This window comes from Calditrichota bacterium (assembly GCA_013112635.1).
In the GTDB taxonomy this organism is placed as follows: domain Bacteria; phylum Calditrichota; class Calditrichia; order Calditrichales; family J004; genus JABFGF01.
This window is the reverse complement of record JABFGF010000002.1, coordinates 744850-760415: the sequence shown is the minus strand read 5'-3', so window position 1 is coordinate 760415 and position 15566 is coordinate 744850. Positions and strand designations below refer to the sequence as shown.

10 protein-coding genes and 1 pseudogene are annotated in these 15566 nt (G+C 37.7%); 1 reads left to right on the top strand and 10 read right to left on the bottom strand.

Features of this window, described 5'->3' with window-relative positions; translation table 11 throughout:
• Nucleotides 1–31: 31 nt before the first annotated feature.
• Nucleotides 32–1384 carry a Fic family protein gene (locus tag HND50_08365; protein ID NOG45229.1) on the bottom strand — a complete coding sequence of 451 codons (1353 nt, stop codon included), beginning with the start codon at nt 1382–1384 and terminating at the stop codon, nt 32–34.
• A 120-nt stretch (nt 1385–1504) separates the two neighbouring features.
• On the opposite strand from HND50_08365, the gene mnmD reads away from it, so the two are divergent.
• Nucleotides 1505–2194 (top strand): tRNA (5-methylaminomethyl-2-thiouridine)(34)-methyltransferase MnmD, encoded by a 690-nt coding sequence (gene mnmD, locus HND50_08360; protein NOG45228.1) that lies wholly within the window; start codon nt 1505–1507, stop codon nt 2192–2194.
• A gap of 59 nt (nt 2195–2253) precedes the next feature.
• Here the strand turns inward: mnmD and groL are convergent, their stop codons facing one another.
• The 9 genes and pseudogenes from groL to HND50_08315 all read right to left on the bottom strand — a co-directional run bounded on the left by groL (nt 2254) and on the right by HND50_08315 (nt 15566).
• The gene (gene groL, locus HND50_08355; GenBank protein ID NOG45227.1) at nt 2254–3897 is read right to left on the bottom strand and encodes a chaperonin GroEL; all 1644 of its coding nucleotides are present in this window, start codon (nt 3895–3897) and stop codon (nt 2254–2256) included.
• 25 nt (nt 3898–3922) lie between these two features.
• Nucleotides 3923–4216 carry a co-chaperone GroES gene (locus HND50_08350; GenBank protein NOG45226.1) on the bottom strand — a complete coding sequence of 98 codons (294 nt, stop codon included), beginning with the start codon at nt 4214–4216 and terminating at the stop codon, nt 3923–3925.
• A gap of 257 nt (nt 4217–4473) precedes the next feature.
• Nucleotides 4474–4936, bottom strand: a pseudogene (locus HND50_08345) (universal stress protein).
• Nucleotides 4937–5092: 156 nt separating this feature from the next.
• Complete coding sequence (locus tag HND50_08340; GenBank protein NOG45225.1) at nt 5093–8191, bottom strand: efflux RND transporter permease subunit; 3099 nt, start codon at nt 8189–8191, stop codon at nt 5093–5095.
• A 44-nt stretch (nt 8192–8235) separates the two neighbouring features.
• A complete protein-coding gene (locus HND50_08335; GenBank protein NOG45224.1) occupies nt 8236–9339 on the bottom strand; it encodes an efflux RND transporter periplasmic adaptor subunit in 1104 nt (367 codons plus the stop codon).
• Between the two features lie 30 nt (nt 9340–9369).
• A complete protein-coding gene (locus HND50_08330) occupies nt 9370–10785 on the bottom strand; it encodes a TolC family protein (protein NOG45223.1) in 1416 nt (471 codons plus the stop codon).
• An 18-nt stretch (nt 10786–10803) separates the two neighbouring features.
• Entirely contained in the window at nt 10804–11988 is a 1185-nt protein-coding gene (locus tag HND50_08325) for a TraB/GumN family protein (protein NOG45222.1), read from the bottom strand.
• Between the two features lie 9 nt (nt 11989–11997).
• Nucleotides 11998–13941, bottom strand: a complete 1944-nt coding sequence (locus HND50_08320; protein NOG45221.1) for a tetratricopeptide repeat protein — start codon at nt 13939–13941, stop codon at nt 11998–12000.
• Between the two features lie 119 nt (nt 13942–14060).
• Nucleotides 14061–15566 (bottom strand): ABC transporter permease, encoded by a 1506-nt coding sequence (locus HND50_08315; GenBank protein NOG45220.1) that lies wholly within the window; start codon nt 15564–15566, stop codon nt 14061–14063.

Below are 15566 nucleotides of genomic sequence, written 5' to 3'. Positions count from 1 at the left end.
TTATTAGAAGCGGAGTCGATAGGGGATTTATTTAACCCTGTTTTAACCGCTCATGTAAATCATCCGGTGACAAAAATAAGAAAGACTTTCCTGCTTTAACTTTGATTAATAAATTAAATCTTTCAGCCATTTGAATTAAATCGTTGCGGGCAGTTTGATAGACTATCCCATGTGAGTTCATGTGTTCAGATATTTTGTAGGCAAACCGTGGATGTTTAAGGGCGTGTCTTAATAAAGTGAGTTGTCTGAAATTTAATTTATTTTTAAAAGTTTTACTTTCTTCTAAAAGTTTTTCAGAATCTTGAAGTTGTTTTGTTTTTTTATCAAGATATTTAAATAAATCGCCAATTGCTTGTTTGATAGTTTTAAGTTGGTGTATGATAAAATATGTCAAATCATTTTCATCAGATTCTGTGTGCAAAAATGCTTTACCATATTGAGTTGGGGCTTGTTTAATAACCCTGGAAATGGAAACAAATTCCATAAGCCAGTACTTTTTATTAGCCATACTCCAATAAAATAAGGCCCGGGCTGTCCGTCCATTGCCGTCAGTAAATGGATGAATGTATGCAAGCATAAAATGCAGAACTATTGATTTAATTACAGGATGAACAAATTCGTCATCCGATACTTGATTTGCAAAATGGCAGAGAGCCTTAACTCTTTGAGGTACTTCAGAAGCTTTTGATGGTATATGCAAGATTATTCCATCATTTGGGTCTATAACAACAACATTGTCATCTTTATCATTCTTTGTTCTATATTTTCCAGCTTTGCTTTCTTTTTCAAGGGTTTTATAGGTTAATAATTTGTGTAGCTCTAATATAATTTCTGGTGTAAGGCTTTCATTTTTTATTTCCCTGATAAATTCCATAGCATGATAATTATTAAAAATCATCTGCTCGTTTATGTCTCGGGGTTTCCTATTTTGCCGGATCATTTCTTTTGCAATAGGAAGTGTTGTTGATGCCCCCTCTAATTGGCTTGAACTAATGGCTTCTTCTATCAAAGATTTTACCAAATATGTATTACGAGTTTCAGGTGTAGTAATTAGGGAACTCGATTGAATACTTCCAGCTGCATACATATCTAACCAATGAAGGTCACGAGAAATGGAGTCTGTAAGAACGAATGAAAAATCCTTAGTGAAGTTGTCAACTAAACCGGGTACAATTTTCGCTGCACTATGTCTGTAATATTTAATACATGCCCACCATTCTTTGTTGGTCAGGTTATCTGGGGGTGACAAGTGTTTTAACTTATCCCAATGATAATATTGTTTAGTTGTATTGAGATTGTACTTTAAAAGTAGATCTACATTGCCAGATTCTACTATATTTTTTATAACAATATTGTAGTTAGGAGGTTTTGTGGGTAACTTCATTGTTTATTATAGGTTAAGCACTTTAATTTCTAAGTAATTTTTTATATATAGTTAGATATATGAAAAGCTTAATACTAATTTAAAAATATTAGTATTAAATGCAATTAAAAAATATTTCATATGAAAATTTTAAAAACAGCGGATGGTCTTGATACACTATATTCTGAAAAGTATAAACAAACCTTCCATTCAGAACACGGTGTTTTGCAGGAAGCCAATCATGTATTTTTACAAGGCGCGGGTGTTGCTGAAAGATTACAAAAAAAACTAAAAACATCGGTTTTGGAGATTGGTTTTGGTACAGGTTTTAATTTTTTCCTTACAGCGCAGAAAGCTGCCGAAACAGAAACCCGATTAGAATTTACATCAATTGAAAACGATCTTTTAAAATATGACCTCTTTCAAAAACTAAACCACAGTAAAACAGCCTCAGAAAACAATTTATATTCACCATTTTTGGAATGGCGCGACGGTCAGCCAAAAATTCTTCCAGAAGGAAAATATAAAATAGATTTTGGAAAAAACATTTTTTTGAAATTATTGATTGGTGATGCGATAAAAGTTTCTCTTCCAGAACAAGAATTTAATGCTGTTTATTTAGATGCATTTAGCCCGGATAAGAATCTGGAATTATGGACAGTTTCTTTTTTCTCAAAACTTCTTTTGGCCATGAAACGGAATGGGAAGCTAAGTACCTATTCAGCAAAAGGAAGTGTAAGAAGGGCAATGATAGAAGCTGGATTTGAAGTAACAAAAATGAAAGGGCCTTTAGGAAAAAGGGAAATATTAACTGCAAGGAAAATTTTATAATAAAAAAACCTTCCAGGTTTTTAATCCTGGAAGGTTACTTTTTTTATCGAGAGTTATTTTTAATACATACCGCCCATACCACCCGGCATACCACCACCCGGAGGCATAGCAGGCATTGCAGGAGCAGACTCTTCAGGCTTGTCGGTAATCAAGGCTTCTGTCATTAATAACAGACCAGAAACAGAGGCCGCATTTTCCAAAGCACTGCGTGTAACTTTGGTCGGATCCAAAACACCGGCTTTGATTAAATCTTCGTATTCTTCAGTAGCTGCGTTGAAACCAAAAGCATCTTTGCCTTCTTTTACTTTATGCACAATAACGCTGCCTTCCAAGCCGGAGTTGGCAACAATCTGACGCATCGGCTCTTCCAAACTGCGGCGTACGATATCCACACCAATTTGCTGGTCGCCATCAAGCTTTAAACCATCCAATGCTGCAATCGAGCGAAGCAAAGCAACACCGCCACCAGGAACAATTCCCTCTTCAACAGCAGCGCGGGTAGCATGAAGCGCATCTTCAACGCGGGCTTTCTTCTCTTTCATCTCAACTTCTGTGGCAGCACCAATTTTGATAAGCGCAACACCGCCGGCCAATTTTGCCAAACGCTCCTGCAACTTCTCACGGTCATAATCAGAAGATGTATTTTCAATTTGTGAACGAATCATGCTGACACGGCCTTTGATGTCGTCACCTGAACCGGCACCTTCAACGATGGTTGTGTTGTCTTTATCGATGGTCACTGTCGCGGCCGTACCCAAATCATCCAAAGAAGCACTTTCCAGTTTAAAACCGGTCTCTTCAGAAATAACACGGCCACCGGTCAAAATGGCGATATCTTCCAACATGGCTTTACGACGATCACCAAAACCGGGTGCTTTTACGGCAGCAACTTTTAAGGTGCCGCGCAATTTGTTTACAACCAATGTGGCCAACGCTTCGCCATCAATATCTTCAGCGATGATCATCAGCGGTTTGCCTGTCTGGGCACTTTTTTCAAGGATCGGCAGCAGGTCTTTCATGGCGCTGATCTTTTTGTCATAGATTAAAATATTCGGGGTTTCCATAACCGCTTCCATGCTTTCGCTATCGGTTACAAAATATGGGGAAATGTATCCACGGTCGAATTGCATACCTTCCACAACATCCAGGCTGGTCTCGATTGATTTGGCTTCTTCAACAGTGATCACGCCGTCTTTGCCCACTTTGTCCATGGCATCGGCAATTAAATCGCCAATGGTCGGATCGTTGTTGGCAGAGATAGAACCTACCTGGGCGATTTCTTCTTTACCGGCCACATCGCGTGACATACCTTTAAGGTTTTTTACAACCTCCAAAACGGCTTTATCGATACCGCGTTTTAGTTCGGTTGGGTTAGATCCGGCGATAACATTTTTGAGGCCTTGTGTAAAAATGGCCTGCGCCAAAACGGTTGCAGTTGTGGTTCCGTCACCGGCCACATCGCTTGTTTTAGAGGCAACTTCTTTAACCATTTGTGCGCCCATGTTTTCAAATGAGTCGTCGAGTTCGATTTCTTTGGCAACGGTAACGCCGTCTTTAGTAACGGTTGGTGCGCCAAACTTTTTATCGATAACCACATTTTTGCCTTTGGGGCCAAGGGTCACTTTCACAGTGCGGGCCAGTACATCGATCCCTTTTTTTAACTTGCCGAACGCTTCGGCATCAAATAATATCTCTTTGGACATTTGGTCTTCCTTTCGTTTGTATAGTTTAATTTTCAAAAATGGCTAAAACATCATTTTGTTCTATGATTAATAATTGGTCGTCTTCAAGTTTAAACTCAGTTCCGGCATATTTGCCATATATAACCTGATCACCAACTTTTACATCCATTGGAAGACGGGTACCTTCTTCGGATACTTTTCCAGGACCTGCGGCGATAACTTCACCACGCATAGGTTTTTCTTTGGCAGCAGTATCGGGTACAATTATACCGCTTGCTGTTTTTTGTTCTTCATCAACAGGTTTTACCAGCAACCTGTCTTGCATTGGTTTAATATTCATTTTTTCTCCTTCGATCTGTTTTATTGACATAAGTTTGATTGCAAACGATGGCATTTAAACAATAACCATGCCAAAAAATTAAAACCTTTGTAATTCGTTTAATTACAAAGGTTTATGACAAGTAGTATAAAATATCTGAAAGTAAAGTGAATAAGTAGACTAAAACTATATAGAAAGTCTGGCAGAATTTTAGAAAATATGTCACACTTTAAATATTAGAACTCAAATCCATAAAAATAATTTTTTTTAATCTTTTGTTACGGTAGAACAAAATCTAATTTTTTCTTTTCCTTATAAATAAGAACAGGGCACGGTGCTTTGCGAGCAACTTTCTCAGTTGTACTTCCAATCAACATATGCGCGATAGCCCCCTCTTCCATGGCTGCCAATTATTATCAGATCTGATTGAATTTCTTTAGCGACGCGGATAATTTCAAAAAACGGTTTGCCCATGCATACAATGGTTTTCACAGGAATAATATGTTCAATTTCTTGTGCAATAGTTCTTAATTTTTGTTGTGCTTCTTTTTCCAGCTTGTCGCCAATTTCATGTGGTGTGATGGTCAGAATTTCATAATTATCATACAAATGGGGGTGATCAACAGCATGGAGTAAAATTAACTTTGCTTTGTTTACTTGAGCGAATTCTACAGAATAATCTAATAATTTCTTGGACACATCAGAAAAATCAAGTGGGCACAAAATTTTTTTTGTTTTCATTTGTTCCTCCAATGATTAGGGTTTTACAAAAATATACAAAAAAAATCGGGGTATGTATATAAAAAAGAAATAGCACTTAGCAGGATTTGTATAACAACTAAAAGAAGACATCTCTAAACGTAAAGCTTATACACGGTTCTTTGTAAATTTTGTGATTTAAATCTTGCCAAAAGCAACTAAACGTGCTTTTTTTCTACTACGTTTTACATCATCAAGAATGGCAATAAAACTTGGGATGATGAAAAGAGTCAAGATCGTCGATATTAACAATCCAAATAAAATAACATTTGCCAGTGGTGACCAAAGATTTGATTTACCGCCAATCCCAAAAGCCATCGGGATCAATCCGGAAATTGTTGTTAGCGATGTTAAAATAATCGGACGTAAACGTAAACGGCCGGCATTAATAATACTGCGCCAATATTGAAAAACAGTCGTATTTTTTCCGTTGCGGCGTTTGTTTAAAAAGTCAATCATTACAATGGCATCGTTTATAACAATGCCTGCAAGGGCCACAAATCCGTACATTGCAGCAATACTGAATGGATTTCCTGAAATTAGAAGACCCAGCATCGCACCAATTATTGCAAATGGTACAGAAGTCATTATAATCAATGGCTGTGAATATGAGTTAAACTGGGTTCCCAATATTAGAAAAACGAGAACAAGGCTTAATGCAAAAAGAGAACTGATGTTATCAAAGGTGTTTTGGAATTCCTCATACTGTCCACCAACGCTGAATGTTACTCCGGAAAACTTTTGCTCTAACATAGGAAACAGGTCAACAATTTTATCATTAATTTTATCAAGCGTTGTTATATTTTCATTAATTTCACCTGTAACCATAATAGTCCGTTTTTGATCAAAACGATTTATTTGGGTCGGGCCGGGTTTAATTTCGAAACTAACTATATCGCTTAGTGCAACAGTTTGCCCATTTGCATTAGATACTTTGAGGTTAAGAACATCATCTACAGAAGAACGATGTTTGGAATTATATTTTACTATCATATCAATTTCATCATCGCCATCCCTGTATTCACCGGCTTTGACGCCATCGAACGCAGAGCGAACAATCATAGAGACATATTGCGTATTAAACCCAAATAAGGCAGCTTTTTCTTCATTAACTTTGATACGTATTTCCTGTTTACCGGGAGGAAAATCATCCGCAATTCCATAAGCGCCGGTTAGTTTTTTTATAGAGTCTTGTAACGCCAAAGAAGCTTTTTTTATGTCATCCAGATATTTTCCCTGAACCTTTATTGATATTGGTTTCCCAACGGGTGGACCTCCGCTAACTTTCTCATAAACCACACTAATCGGACCACTAATATTTTTAGTTTTTTCTCTGAGGTCATTTAAAATCTCATCAATATCAGCAATTCTTTTTTCTTGAGGAGTTAATTCAAGAATGAGTTGTGCAACACTTTTTCGTGTCACCCACTCTTCCTGACCCTGGAGAAGGCCAATGTTAGAAACCATTGTTTGGATGTTTGATTTGTCAAGCAGGTTTGCCTGATCCTCAAACTTTTTCATGACACGGTCAGTTTCCTGCAAACTGGTCCCCTCCGGCATTCTGACTAAAACCCGGAATTGATCGAAGTCTTCATCGCCAAACATTTCAACACCAACAAGGCCAATTATACTAAATGATCCACCAAAAATAAGGACGAGCAGGACAAGAACGATATAACGCCTACGAAGAACCCGAATAAGCATGTGGCTGTATTTAATTCGTAGTTTTTTAAAGAAAGGTTTTTCGCCTTTTTTATGTGTTTTGGATTTTGTTGTCCAATCGGCATAGTGGGAAGGAAGTAACAAAAACGCCTCGAACATGGAAGCAATTAATGCAAGTGCGAAGACGACGGGGATAACCCGCATAAATTTTCCCATAATTCCGGGCAATAAAATCAGAGGTAAAAAAGCGGCAATATTTGTCCCGATCGACGATAGAATTGGAGTGACCACTTCACTTGTACCACGAACCGCAGATTCGAAGGAATTGTATCCCAAAAGCCGGTACCGATGGCAGTTCTCGACAACAATGATGGCATCATCGACAATAATACCGAGCACCATTACCAGGGCAAAAAGTGTATTGCCATTCAGTGAATAACCAAAAGCATCCATTAAAATGAACGCCACAAAAAATGAGATTGGAATGCCTAAAGAGGCAAGCAGCGCATTTCCTTTTCCAAGGAAAACCATAAGGACCAGGAAAATAAGAACCATCCCAGTGATGGCATTATTGCGAAGTACATTTATTACCCTGAGAATATAAACAGAATTGTCATTGGACCAGCTAAATTCAATTCCATCCGGTACTTTATCTTCATATTTTTTGACAAGATCCTTTATGTCATCAATAACATCTATTGAGTTGGCATTACTTTTTTTGGACATTGAAAATGTTATTGATGGGGCATTATTCATTCGGGAAAGGATATTAGCTTCTTCCCGGCGGTCCTGAACTTTTGCAACATCAGAAATTTTTATATAATCACCATTTCCTGATGTACGAAGTATGCTGTTTTCAATTTCAGCAACGGATGTATATTCTCCCAGGGAACGGATTACATATTCGGTTTTCCCAAAAGAAATGTTGCCCCCGGGAATATTGATATTACGGGCCATTAGTGCAGCAACAATTTCATTAAATGTTATATTGAGTGCGTTCAATTTAACCGGATCTACTTCAATCCAAATTTCACGCTTGGCCAAACCGGATACCTGCACTTTTGCCACACCGGGCAGGTCCTGCAAATCTTTTTCAAGGTCATCAGCAATAAGTTGAGCGTTGTCCTCAGGGATTTCGTAAGACATGTTTATGGTGATCACCGGCATAAAATCACCACTACCAAAATCATCTACGATTGGATCATCGGCATCATCGGGAATATCCACTTTATCCACTTCGGCTTTCAAATCCGTAAAATGTTCTCGAAAATCACTATCGGACATGTCTTCGAATTTGACCATAATAAAGCCAAATCCTTCTCCGGAGTTTGATTGAATTTCAGAAATATTATCGATGTCCTGGATTTCTGCCTCAATTGGATCAACTATGAAATTTTCACATTCTTCAGGGGAGGCTCCAGGATATGTAACAGTAACAAAAACCCAATTAAAACTAACTTCGGGGTTTAGTTCGGTTGGCATTCTAAGAAATGTAATTATACCAAATATGATAATGCCGACCATCAAAAGGTTTATTAGCACGGGATTTTTTACGGAGAAATCAGAGATATTCATGGAGTTTTCCTAAAATATTTCATTACAGTGTACTAGGTTTTATCCTACTCATGAACAGTTTCGATTAAAACAGGAGTATTCATTCCAAGACTTTTCAACCCAACAACAACAATCGAATCACCCTGTGAAATCCCACTTTCAATAATTGTTTTTGAACCGATTGAATTACTAAGATGAACCTCGGTTATTTGGGCTTTTCCATTTTCAATTTTGTAAACAAATGAATTGCCATTCTTTGTAACCAAAGCGTGATTGGGAATAACGATTTTCTCGTCGTCACTTGTTATTGTCAACTCTATGCTCACTGTCATTCCTGCTTTCATTTGCTTGGCATTGTTCGGAATATGGATCTCTACTAAAAATGTACCTGTCTGTTCATCGGCCTGAGGCGAAATGTGGCGAACTTTGCCTTCAACGGTTAAACCATTCAGCGCGGAAATAGTTATTTTTGCAGGGCTTCCTACATTAATTAGGCTGATAAGCTTTTGCGATACGCCGATTTCTATTTTTAGTGTACTATAATCAACAACCCGAAACAGGTTCATCCCAATATTTACCATAGTGCCGGGATCGATGTGTTTTCGTGAGATTTCTCCATATATTGGGGAAGTTATGCGTGTATCAAGAAATGATTTTTCTGATAAGCTCAAGCTGGCCAAGGCTGATAGGTGATTAGCTTCTGCAGTTTTTACCGCGAGTAAGGTGTTTTCAAATTCGAGTTTGGAAATATCACCACTTTCAAATAAATCTTTATCGCTACTAAGATTTAATTTTGCAATATCCAAATTGTTTTTTGCAGAAAGAACTTGTGCCTGAGCTTGGTGATACTGGCTTAGTGGAACACGGTCATCAATTCTGGCAAGTGTATCTCTGGTTGAAACGGGATCGCCAAGATTTCTAAATATTTGTTGTACTTTCCCGCTGGTTTCGGAAATAATATCAATGGCAGATATTGGCTGTAATATGCCAGTCAAAGGAATGCTTTGTTTGACGATTTCATATTTTACGATTGAAACTTCTACAGGGACAACCAGCTGTGGTTTTGCAGGTTCTTTATCAACTATTAATTCTTCGTTCTGATCTGGCGAATTATTTTCTTCACATGAAAAAAGTAATAAAGTAAAAAAAATTATCAACAATGGTTTCATTATTCTTTCTCCCAAAAGCATAACTCTTGCTCATTTTATAAGTGTCTCTAATTTACCAACCAGGTAATAAAGCTCAACCATAGATGAAACGAAATCGTATTGATTATTGATCATTTCAAGCCGCGCATTTTGCATATTTAATTTGGCATCAATAAAATCAATATTGGAAATTAGCCCTCGGTCCTTTTGCTTTTCCACCGTGGTATAGTTTGCTTCCGTATATTCTATATTAAGTCTGGCGAGCTCAATTTGAGTTTTTTGATTGATTACCTTGTTAATAGTTTCAGTAATGACATAGCGTGTATTTTGTAACTGATCGTTAAAATCTTCCTGGTTTTTTTTGTATTCATAATAGGCGGATTTTAGCTGGGTGTAATCCTGAAAGCTGTTAAACAGTGGTAGCGAAAAATTTACCATCAAAGTTTTGGGTGAATAATCATCAAGATCGATGGTACTGTTTTCCCGCCAGGCATGGGAATATGTCAGGGAAATATCGGGCATAAATGAAGCGTAAGAGTTTCGGTATTGTAAATAACTGATCTCTTCTCCAAGCTTTCCTGCCTTTAATGATGCATTGGCTTTTATCAGTTTATCATTATCAAGCTGACCCATAGCAATGATTTCTTCATCACTTAAAGAAATTAAATGCTTACTTTCACGATCTATTTTTTCCGGGATCAGGTTTTCAGTTTTCAAACTCTTTTGCATATCAATATTTAAAACCCGGTTCAAAAAAGCGTTCGCAGTTCGCAAGCCAGACTCACTGCTAACCACTGTCACTTTTTGTTTTTGGTATTCAACCTTCCAGCGTAAAGATTCTGTTTTAGAGGCTCTCCCGGCGTTATAAAGTCTTTCGGATTTTTCGTAATTCAATTTTGAAAGATTCAGATATTCTTTTTGCAGTCTTAAAATTTCTTCGGCCTTTAATTTATTTAAATAGCTGCTGACCGTTGTAAAGATAATATTTCTACGTGTTGATTCACCCATTTCAACAGCCATTTCCTGATTCGATCCGGCGATTGATAAACCATTTAAAAGAGAACCTCGGAAGATTGGCATATTCAAATCTAAAGAACTGTAGTAAGATTCCTGAAAGACAGTTTGTGGAATTTGAAAAGGTGAGTTTGGATCTTGAAAGTAGCGGCTAAAATCACGTAGAGCGAAAGTACTGTCATCAATCCATGTATAATTGGAATTAAAACTGATGGTTGGAAATAGAAGCGTCCAGGCGTATAGTTTATCCCAATCTGCTTTTTTTACAGCATAGCTGCTTGCTTTTACCTGGCTATTTAAAGAGAGTGCCCGTGAGATGGCGCCATTCATTGTCAGGAAAACCGGATTTTCTTCTCCGTTGGAAATATCATTATTCTGGGCATTTATATGTGTAATAAAAAACAAGCAGAAAAAAATTATTGATAGAGTGCAGATTTCTTTCTGACGGATCATCATGTCCCCACAACATTATTAAAATAAGTTAGAAATTATTTCATATGCTCCTACATAGGTGCCAAGCACACTTCCTAAAGAGGATAAAATAAAAACAAGGAAAACACGCAGTACCTTATTAGCCCACCATTTTTTTACTTCACCGGCATCATCCATTACACTCCTGAATTCGTGAACCAAAGGGGGCTTAAAATATGCCTGAACAAAAGCGGCCACATAGCCCGCTCCTATCAGTGGTGTTAAGCTTGTAAAAGGAGCGCCCACAAAAGCAGACAGAACTGCAAAAGGATGCCCCAAAGCAATTAACACGCCTAATGCACTTGGTATGCCGTTGGCTAAAAACCAAAACAAGGCGTTATCTCCAGCCTGCGCCAAACCTTTGTCGTAACCAATATAAAAAATGGAGGCGATAATTATTATTGGAATTGCCCATCCTATTATTTTTGCCACGGATGATGCCGGCGGTATTTGCTCTATTTCTTCAAGATTGGTTTTCTTGTTGTTTAACAGGCCTTCTTTTATTCCGCCCATATGTCCGGCGCCAACAACGCTGACAATCTTATCACCTTTTGATTCAGTCATTTTTTGGGTTATGTAACTATCGCGTTCATCAATTAACACTGTTTTTAAAACCGGCATAGCCTCGCCCAGCTCATTCATCATTTCATTTAGTACATCTTTTTTACGGATTTCGGCCAACTGTTCTTCACTAATCTCTTGGTCTGTAAACGCGCCGGCGGCACCGGATGTCATTAATTGCATTTTTTTGAAAAAAGAAAGGGAGTTCCATGCACGACGCATGGTGATTCTTACATCGCGATCGCATAATTCAACCGGGATTTTATGTTCATCGGCTACCTTGGTTGCCTCCAATAGCTCCACTCCCGGCATAACCCCAAGCTTTTTGCCGAGTCTTTTTTGATATGAACTCAATAGCAGGTTTATTAAAAGTGTGGCCAGTTGCTTTTGGCGGGTAACGGTTTTAAGATCCAGGTTTTCCCATTTTTTCTGTTCCCGTAATGCTTTGTAACGCTGCTGGTCTAGTTCAACACAAACAGTATCGGGTTTTTCGTTTTCTATAACTTTGCGTACAAGATCGGCAGATTGCTGCGAAATATGTGCTGTTCCAACAATGATATATTCGCGTCCGTCTACATTAACAATTTCAACATCGCTCCCGTAGTCGCGTTCAGTTTCGTTCATTAAATATCCTTATTTCAAAAGTGTTGATAATCCAAAAGGTTTTATTAATTCCTGGTAACGTTTCTCTGAATGAATCGTTTTCCAAATTTCGTTGGATAAAGTAAAAATTATTCCAATCCGTTGGTCAAAAGCTTTCTTAAGATACTCAAACATTTTATCAAAATCTTGTAAACCGAGAAAAATTAATGCTAAATCCATGTCAAGAACAACTTCAGGTTCTTCAATTTCACGCTGTTTTATTTTTTCAATTATTTCCAGTGCTTTTTCTTTTTTGCCGGTTAGGGCATAAACATAGCCTATCCCTGTTAAACCTTTTAAAGGGTGGCCTGTTAGTTTTTGATACTTGGTAAAATATGAAAGCGCTTTATCATATTCTCCTTTAAATAAATTTACCCAGCCTTTTGCTTCAACTGCATTTCTAAATTCAGGGTTTATGGCTATTGCGCGATCAAGCTGTTCGAATGCTTTTTTAAAATTTTTTGTGTGGCCATATGCAATGGCCAGAGTTGTAATTATTGATAAAGATAGTGGATCTTGCTTTGCCGCTATTTGGATTTGCTCAAGAGCTTTTTCATTTTTTCCTGTGCTTGCTAAAAACCATGAATATAAATTCCTAATTTTTGCTGCCCCCGGATTTAGTCTCAGGGCTTGGGTAAATGATTTCTCAGCACCGTCAAAATCGAATGTGTAAAAGAATTTAACCAATGCTAAAGCAGAATGAGAGTCAGCATTTTGATAATCTTTTTCAAGAGCCAGGTATGCAAATTTTTCTGCTTTTGGGAATGCTGTTTTAGGCTTCATTTGGCCTGTTGCGCCCATATAAGAAAAAGCCCAGGCCAGCCCGGCATAGGCAGAAGAAAAACTATTATCTTTTTTGATAGAATCTTCAAAACAAGCAATGGCTTTGCGAATGTTTTCCGGTGACCATTTATCAAAATAGTACAACCCTTTTAGATACAAATTATAGGCGTCAATATTCTCTGTTTTAGTTTCAATCAGCGGTTTGTCGGCGTCTGATGAAGAAAGTTTTTGGCGCAGGGTATTGGTAATTTTGCGCGAGATTTCATCCTGAACGGCAAATATATCTTCCAGGTCACGATCATAAACCTCACTCCAGATATGGTAGCCATCGATACTCTTTATTAGCTGTGCAGTTACGCGCACTCGATTGCCGGCTTTGCGCACACTGCCTTCCAAAACATTGTCAACATTAAGGGTTTTCCCAATTTCTCTTACATCTTCATTTTTACCCTTAAACGCAAATGAAGAAGTTCGTGATGTAACCTGAAGCCCATCAATCCGTGTGAGAGCATTAATTATTTCTTCAGAAATGCCATCACTAAAAAATTCATTTTCAGGATCCGTGCTCATATTTACAAATGGTAAAACTGCAATACTTTGTAAGGATTCGTTATTTATGCCTTTTAATTCTACTTTTGTGGGAACCTGCAGCTTGTCTGATCCAAGAGCATACAAATTTAAGGGACGTTGCACATTTTTAAATTTAAAGCTACCAAGTGCTTTTGCAGGTAATGAGGAATGATTTTTTATTTCATCATAAAGTTTACCGGAGACTAATACACTTCCCGGTACCGACAATGTTTCAATTCTCGAGGCAATGTTTACTCCATCACCATATATGCCATCATCATCATAAGCTACATCACCAACATGAATCCCAATCCGTAAAGGAATTATGGGTTCTTGTTGCAGCTCCTGCTGAATTTCTACGGCGGCTTCTGCGGCTTCGACAGCACTACCAAAAACACTTAGCGTCCCATCACCATAATATTGAAGAATTAAGCCATAATGTGCGGCTATAATTCTTTCCAATACTTCCCGGTGGCGGTCACGGTTAGCTTTTGCCAGCTCTTCATCACTTTGCATCATGGCAGTATAACCAACCATATCAGTAAACATTATAGCGGCAAGTTGTCTGATTTTTTTTTGCATTATTTTCAGTTTATAAAGTAAGCGAGAAATTTAGAGTTGCAAGCACGCAAAGGCAATTTATTTGTGCTTTTTAATTAAACAAAACCAACATCTCTTTTGTGGAGAATATAACGTAGCGGTCATGCATTTTTAATCCAATATACAATTTCATTCCAGGAAGGTTTTTTGCCTTGCATCAATGTTGTAACCCGGAACAGTTTTCCGGCAATATAAATGGTTGCTGCGATGGAAAAAATCATAATAAAAGTTGTTATATAAATATCAGCAGAAATAGCTACAGAGCTAAGCGGTATGCGCAAGATCATAAAAGATGGGCTTAAGAAAGGAATGTAACTCAATATTCTAATCCATCCGGAATTTGGTTCTGATAAAACAAGTAATGATAAAAGTACGGGAAAAATGGCCAGGGTACGTAAAAACTGATTGATTTGCTGAGCATCATATTCATTTGGGAAAACACTTCCAATTGTTATAAAAATAGCACCGTAAAACAAAAACCCCAATGAAAAATAAAGCAGAAAATAAAACCCATTTTCCATGTTTAAATAGCTCAAACCCGACGATGAAACAAATCCGGTAGAAACAAAAAGGCCGGTAATTAAAAACCAAATTAGTATTTGCACCAAGCCCAGCGAACCGAGACCCAAAATTTTTCCGCCCATAATCTGGTTGCTTGTTGCATAGGATAGTAAAACCTCAATTACACGATTGGATTTTTCCAACAAAACACCGCTAAACAAATATCCGCCGGATGTAAAAATGGCCATAAAAAGTAGAAAGACACCAATCAAAGGACCATAAAACTGAGCATAAATATTCCACTCTTCCTGATCCTCGGTGCTGACTTTATATTTTTCCATATGGATTGGCCGCAACAAATCCCGCATTTCATTGCGCTCAATTTTTGCTTCAATCATCCTTTTGCGGATGGTAATATTTTGCATCACTTTTTCAAGCCGGTCCGTATCGAGAAGATCGCCCGGGTTTTTGGAGTGATATTCTGTAAAACCTGTTTTTGCAAAATTTCCCGGAAAAACCATGTATGAATTTAAAAGGTTTGAAATGATCATCGAGTCGGCAGAAATACGAGCAACTTTTTCATACATACTGTCCAGCGCTGTCTGAAAACGGTACATTTCAATCTCAATCAATTCTTTCTCTTCGCGAACCTCGCGCAACCTTTCATAGGATTTATCCAGCGCAAATTGGCGGTTTGGTGTACCGCGATTTTTATAGTAGCCGGTTCGTTCTACTTTTATTTGATTATGCAGCGAAGAAAGCGAATCAAGTTGGTTTTTAATATCACTAAAGTCCTCAACCATTATTTGGTATGGTTTTGAGTTTTTTACAGAAATATTATAAACCTGATATTCTGAAAGCTTGTTTTCCATGCGCGATTGACGGTTCAATTCCTTGGATAATTCGGCTCCCATGGTCCGGCCTTCGCTCAAATCTATTACACCGATTAGTTTTACCGAGACTTCCGGTTGGTAGTTATAAAAATAGATTGGCAGGATAAAAATCGCTGTAAAAAGCAGCGGAGATATAAATGTATTAAAAAAGAAGGAGCGCGATTTTACACGGGATAAAAACTCCCAGCGTGCTATACGAAATATATTTTTCAT

What these genes read in the sequence shown, in the direction of transcription:
- HND50_08320 (NOG45221.1), bottom strand. Translation starts at nt 13,941, where the DNA reads ATGCAAAAAAAAATCAGACAACTTGCCGCTATAATGTTTACTGATATG.
- HND50_08330 (NOG45223.1), bottom strand. Translation starts at nt 10,785, where the DNA reads ATGATCCGTCAGAAAGAAATCTGCACTCTATCAATAATTTTTTTCTGC.
- HND50_08350 (NOG45226.1), bottom strand. Translation starts at nt 4,216, where the DNA reads ATGAATATTAAACCAATGCAAGACAGGTTGCTGGTAAAACCTGTTGAT.
- HND50_08365 (NOG45229.1), bottom strand. Translation starts at nt 1,384, where the DNA reads ATGAAGTTACCCACAAAACCTCCTAACTACAATATTGTTATAAAAAAT.
- groL (NOG45227.1), bottom strand. Translation starts at nt 3,897, where the DNA reads ATGTCCAAAGAGATATTATTTGATGCCGAAGCGTTCGGCAAGTTAAAA.
- HND50_08315 (NOG45220.1), bottom strand. Translation starts at nt 15,566, where the DNA reads ATGAAAAATATATTTCGTATAGCACGCTGGGAGTTTTTATCCCGTGTA.
- HND50_08335 (NOG45224.1), bottom strand. Translation starts at nt 9,339, where the DNA reads ATGAAACCATTGTTGATAATTTTTTTTACTTTATTACTTTTTTCATGT.
- mnmD (NOG45228.1), top strand. Translation starts at nt 1,505, where the DNA reads ATGAAAATTTTAAAAACAGCGGATGGTCTTGATACACTATATTCTGAA.
- HND50_08340 (NOG45225.1), bottom strand. Translation starts at nt 8,191, where the DNA reads ATGAATATCTCTGATTTCTCCGTAAAAAATCCCGTGCTAATAAACCTT.
- HND50_08325 (NOG45222.1), bottom strand. Translation starts at nt 11,988, where the DNA reads ATGAACGAAACTGAACGCGACTACGGGAGCGATGTTGAAATTGTTAAT.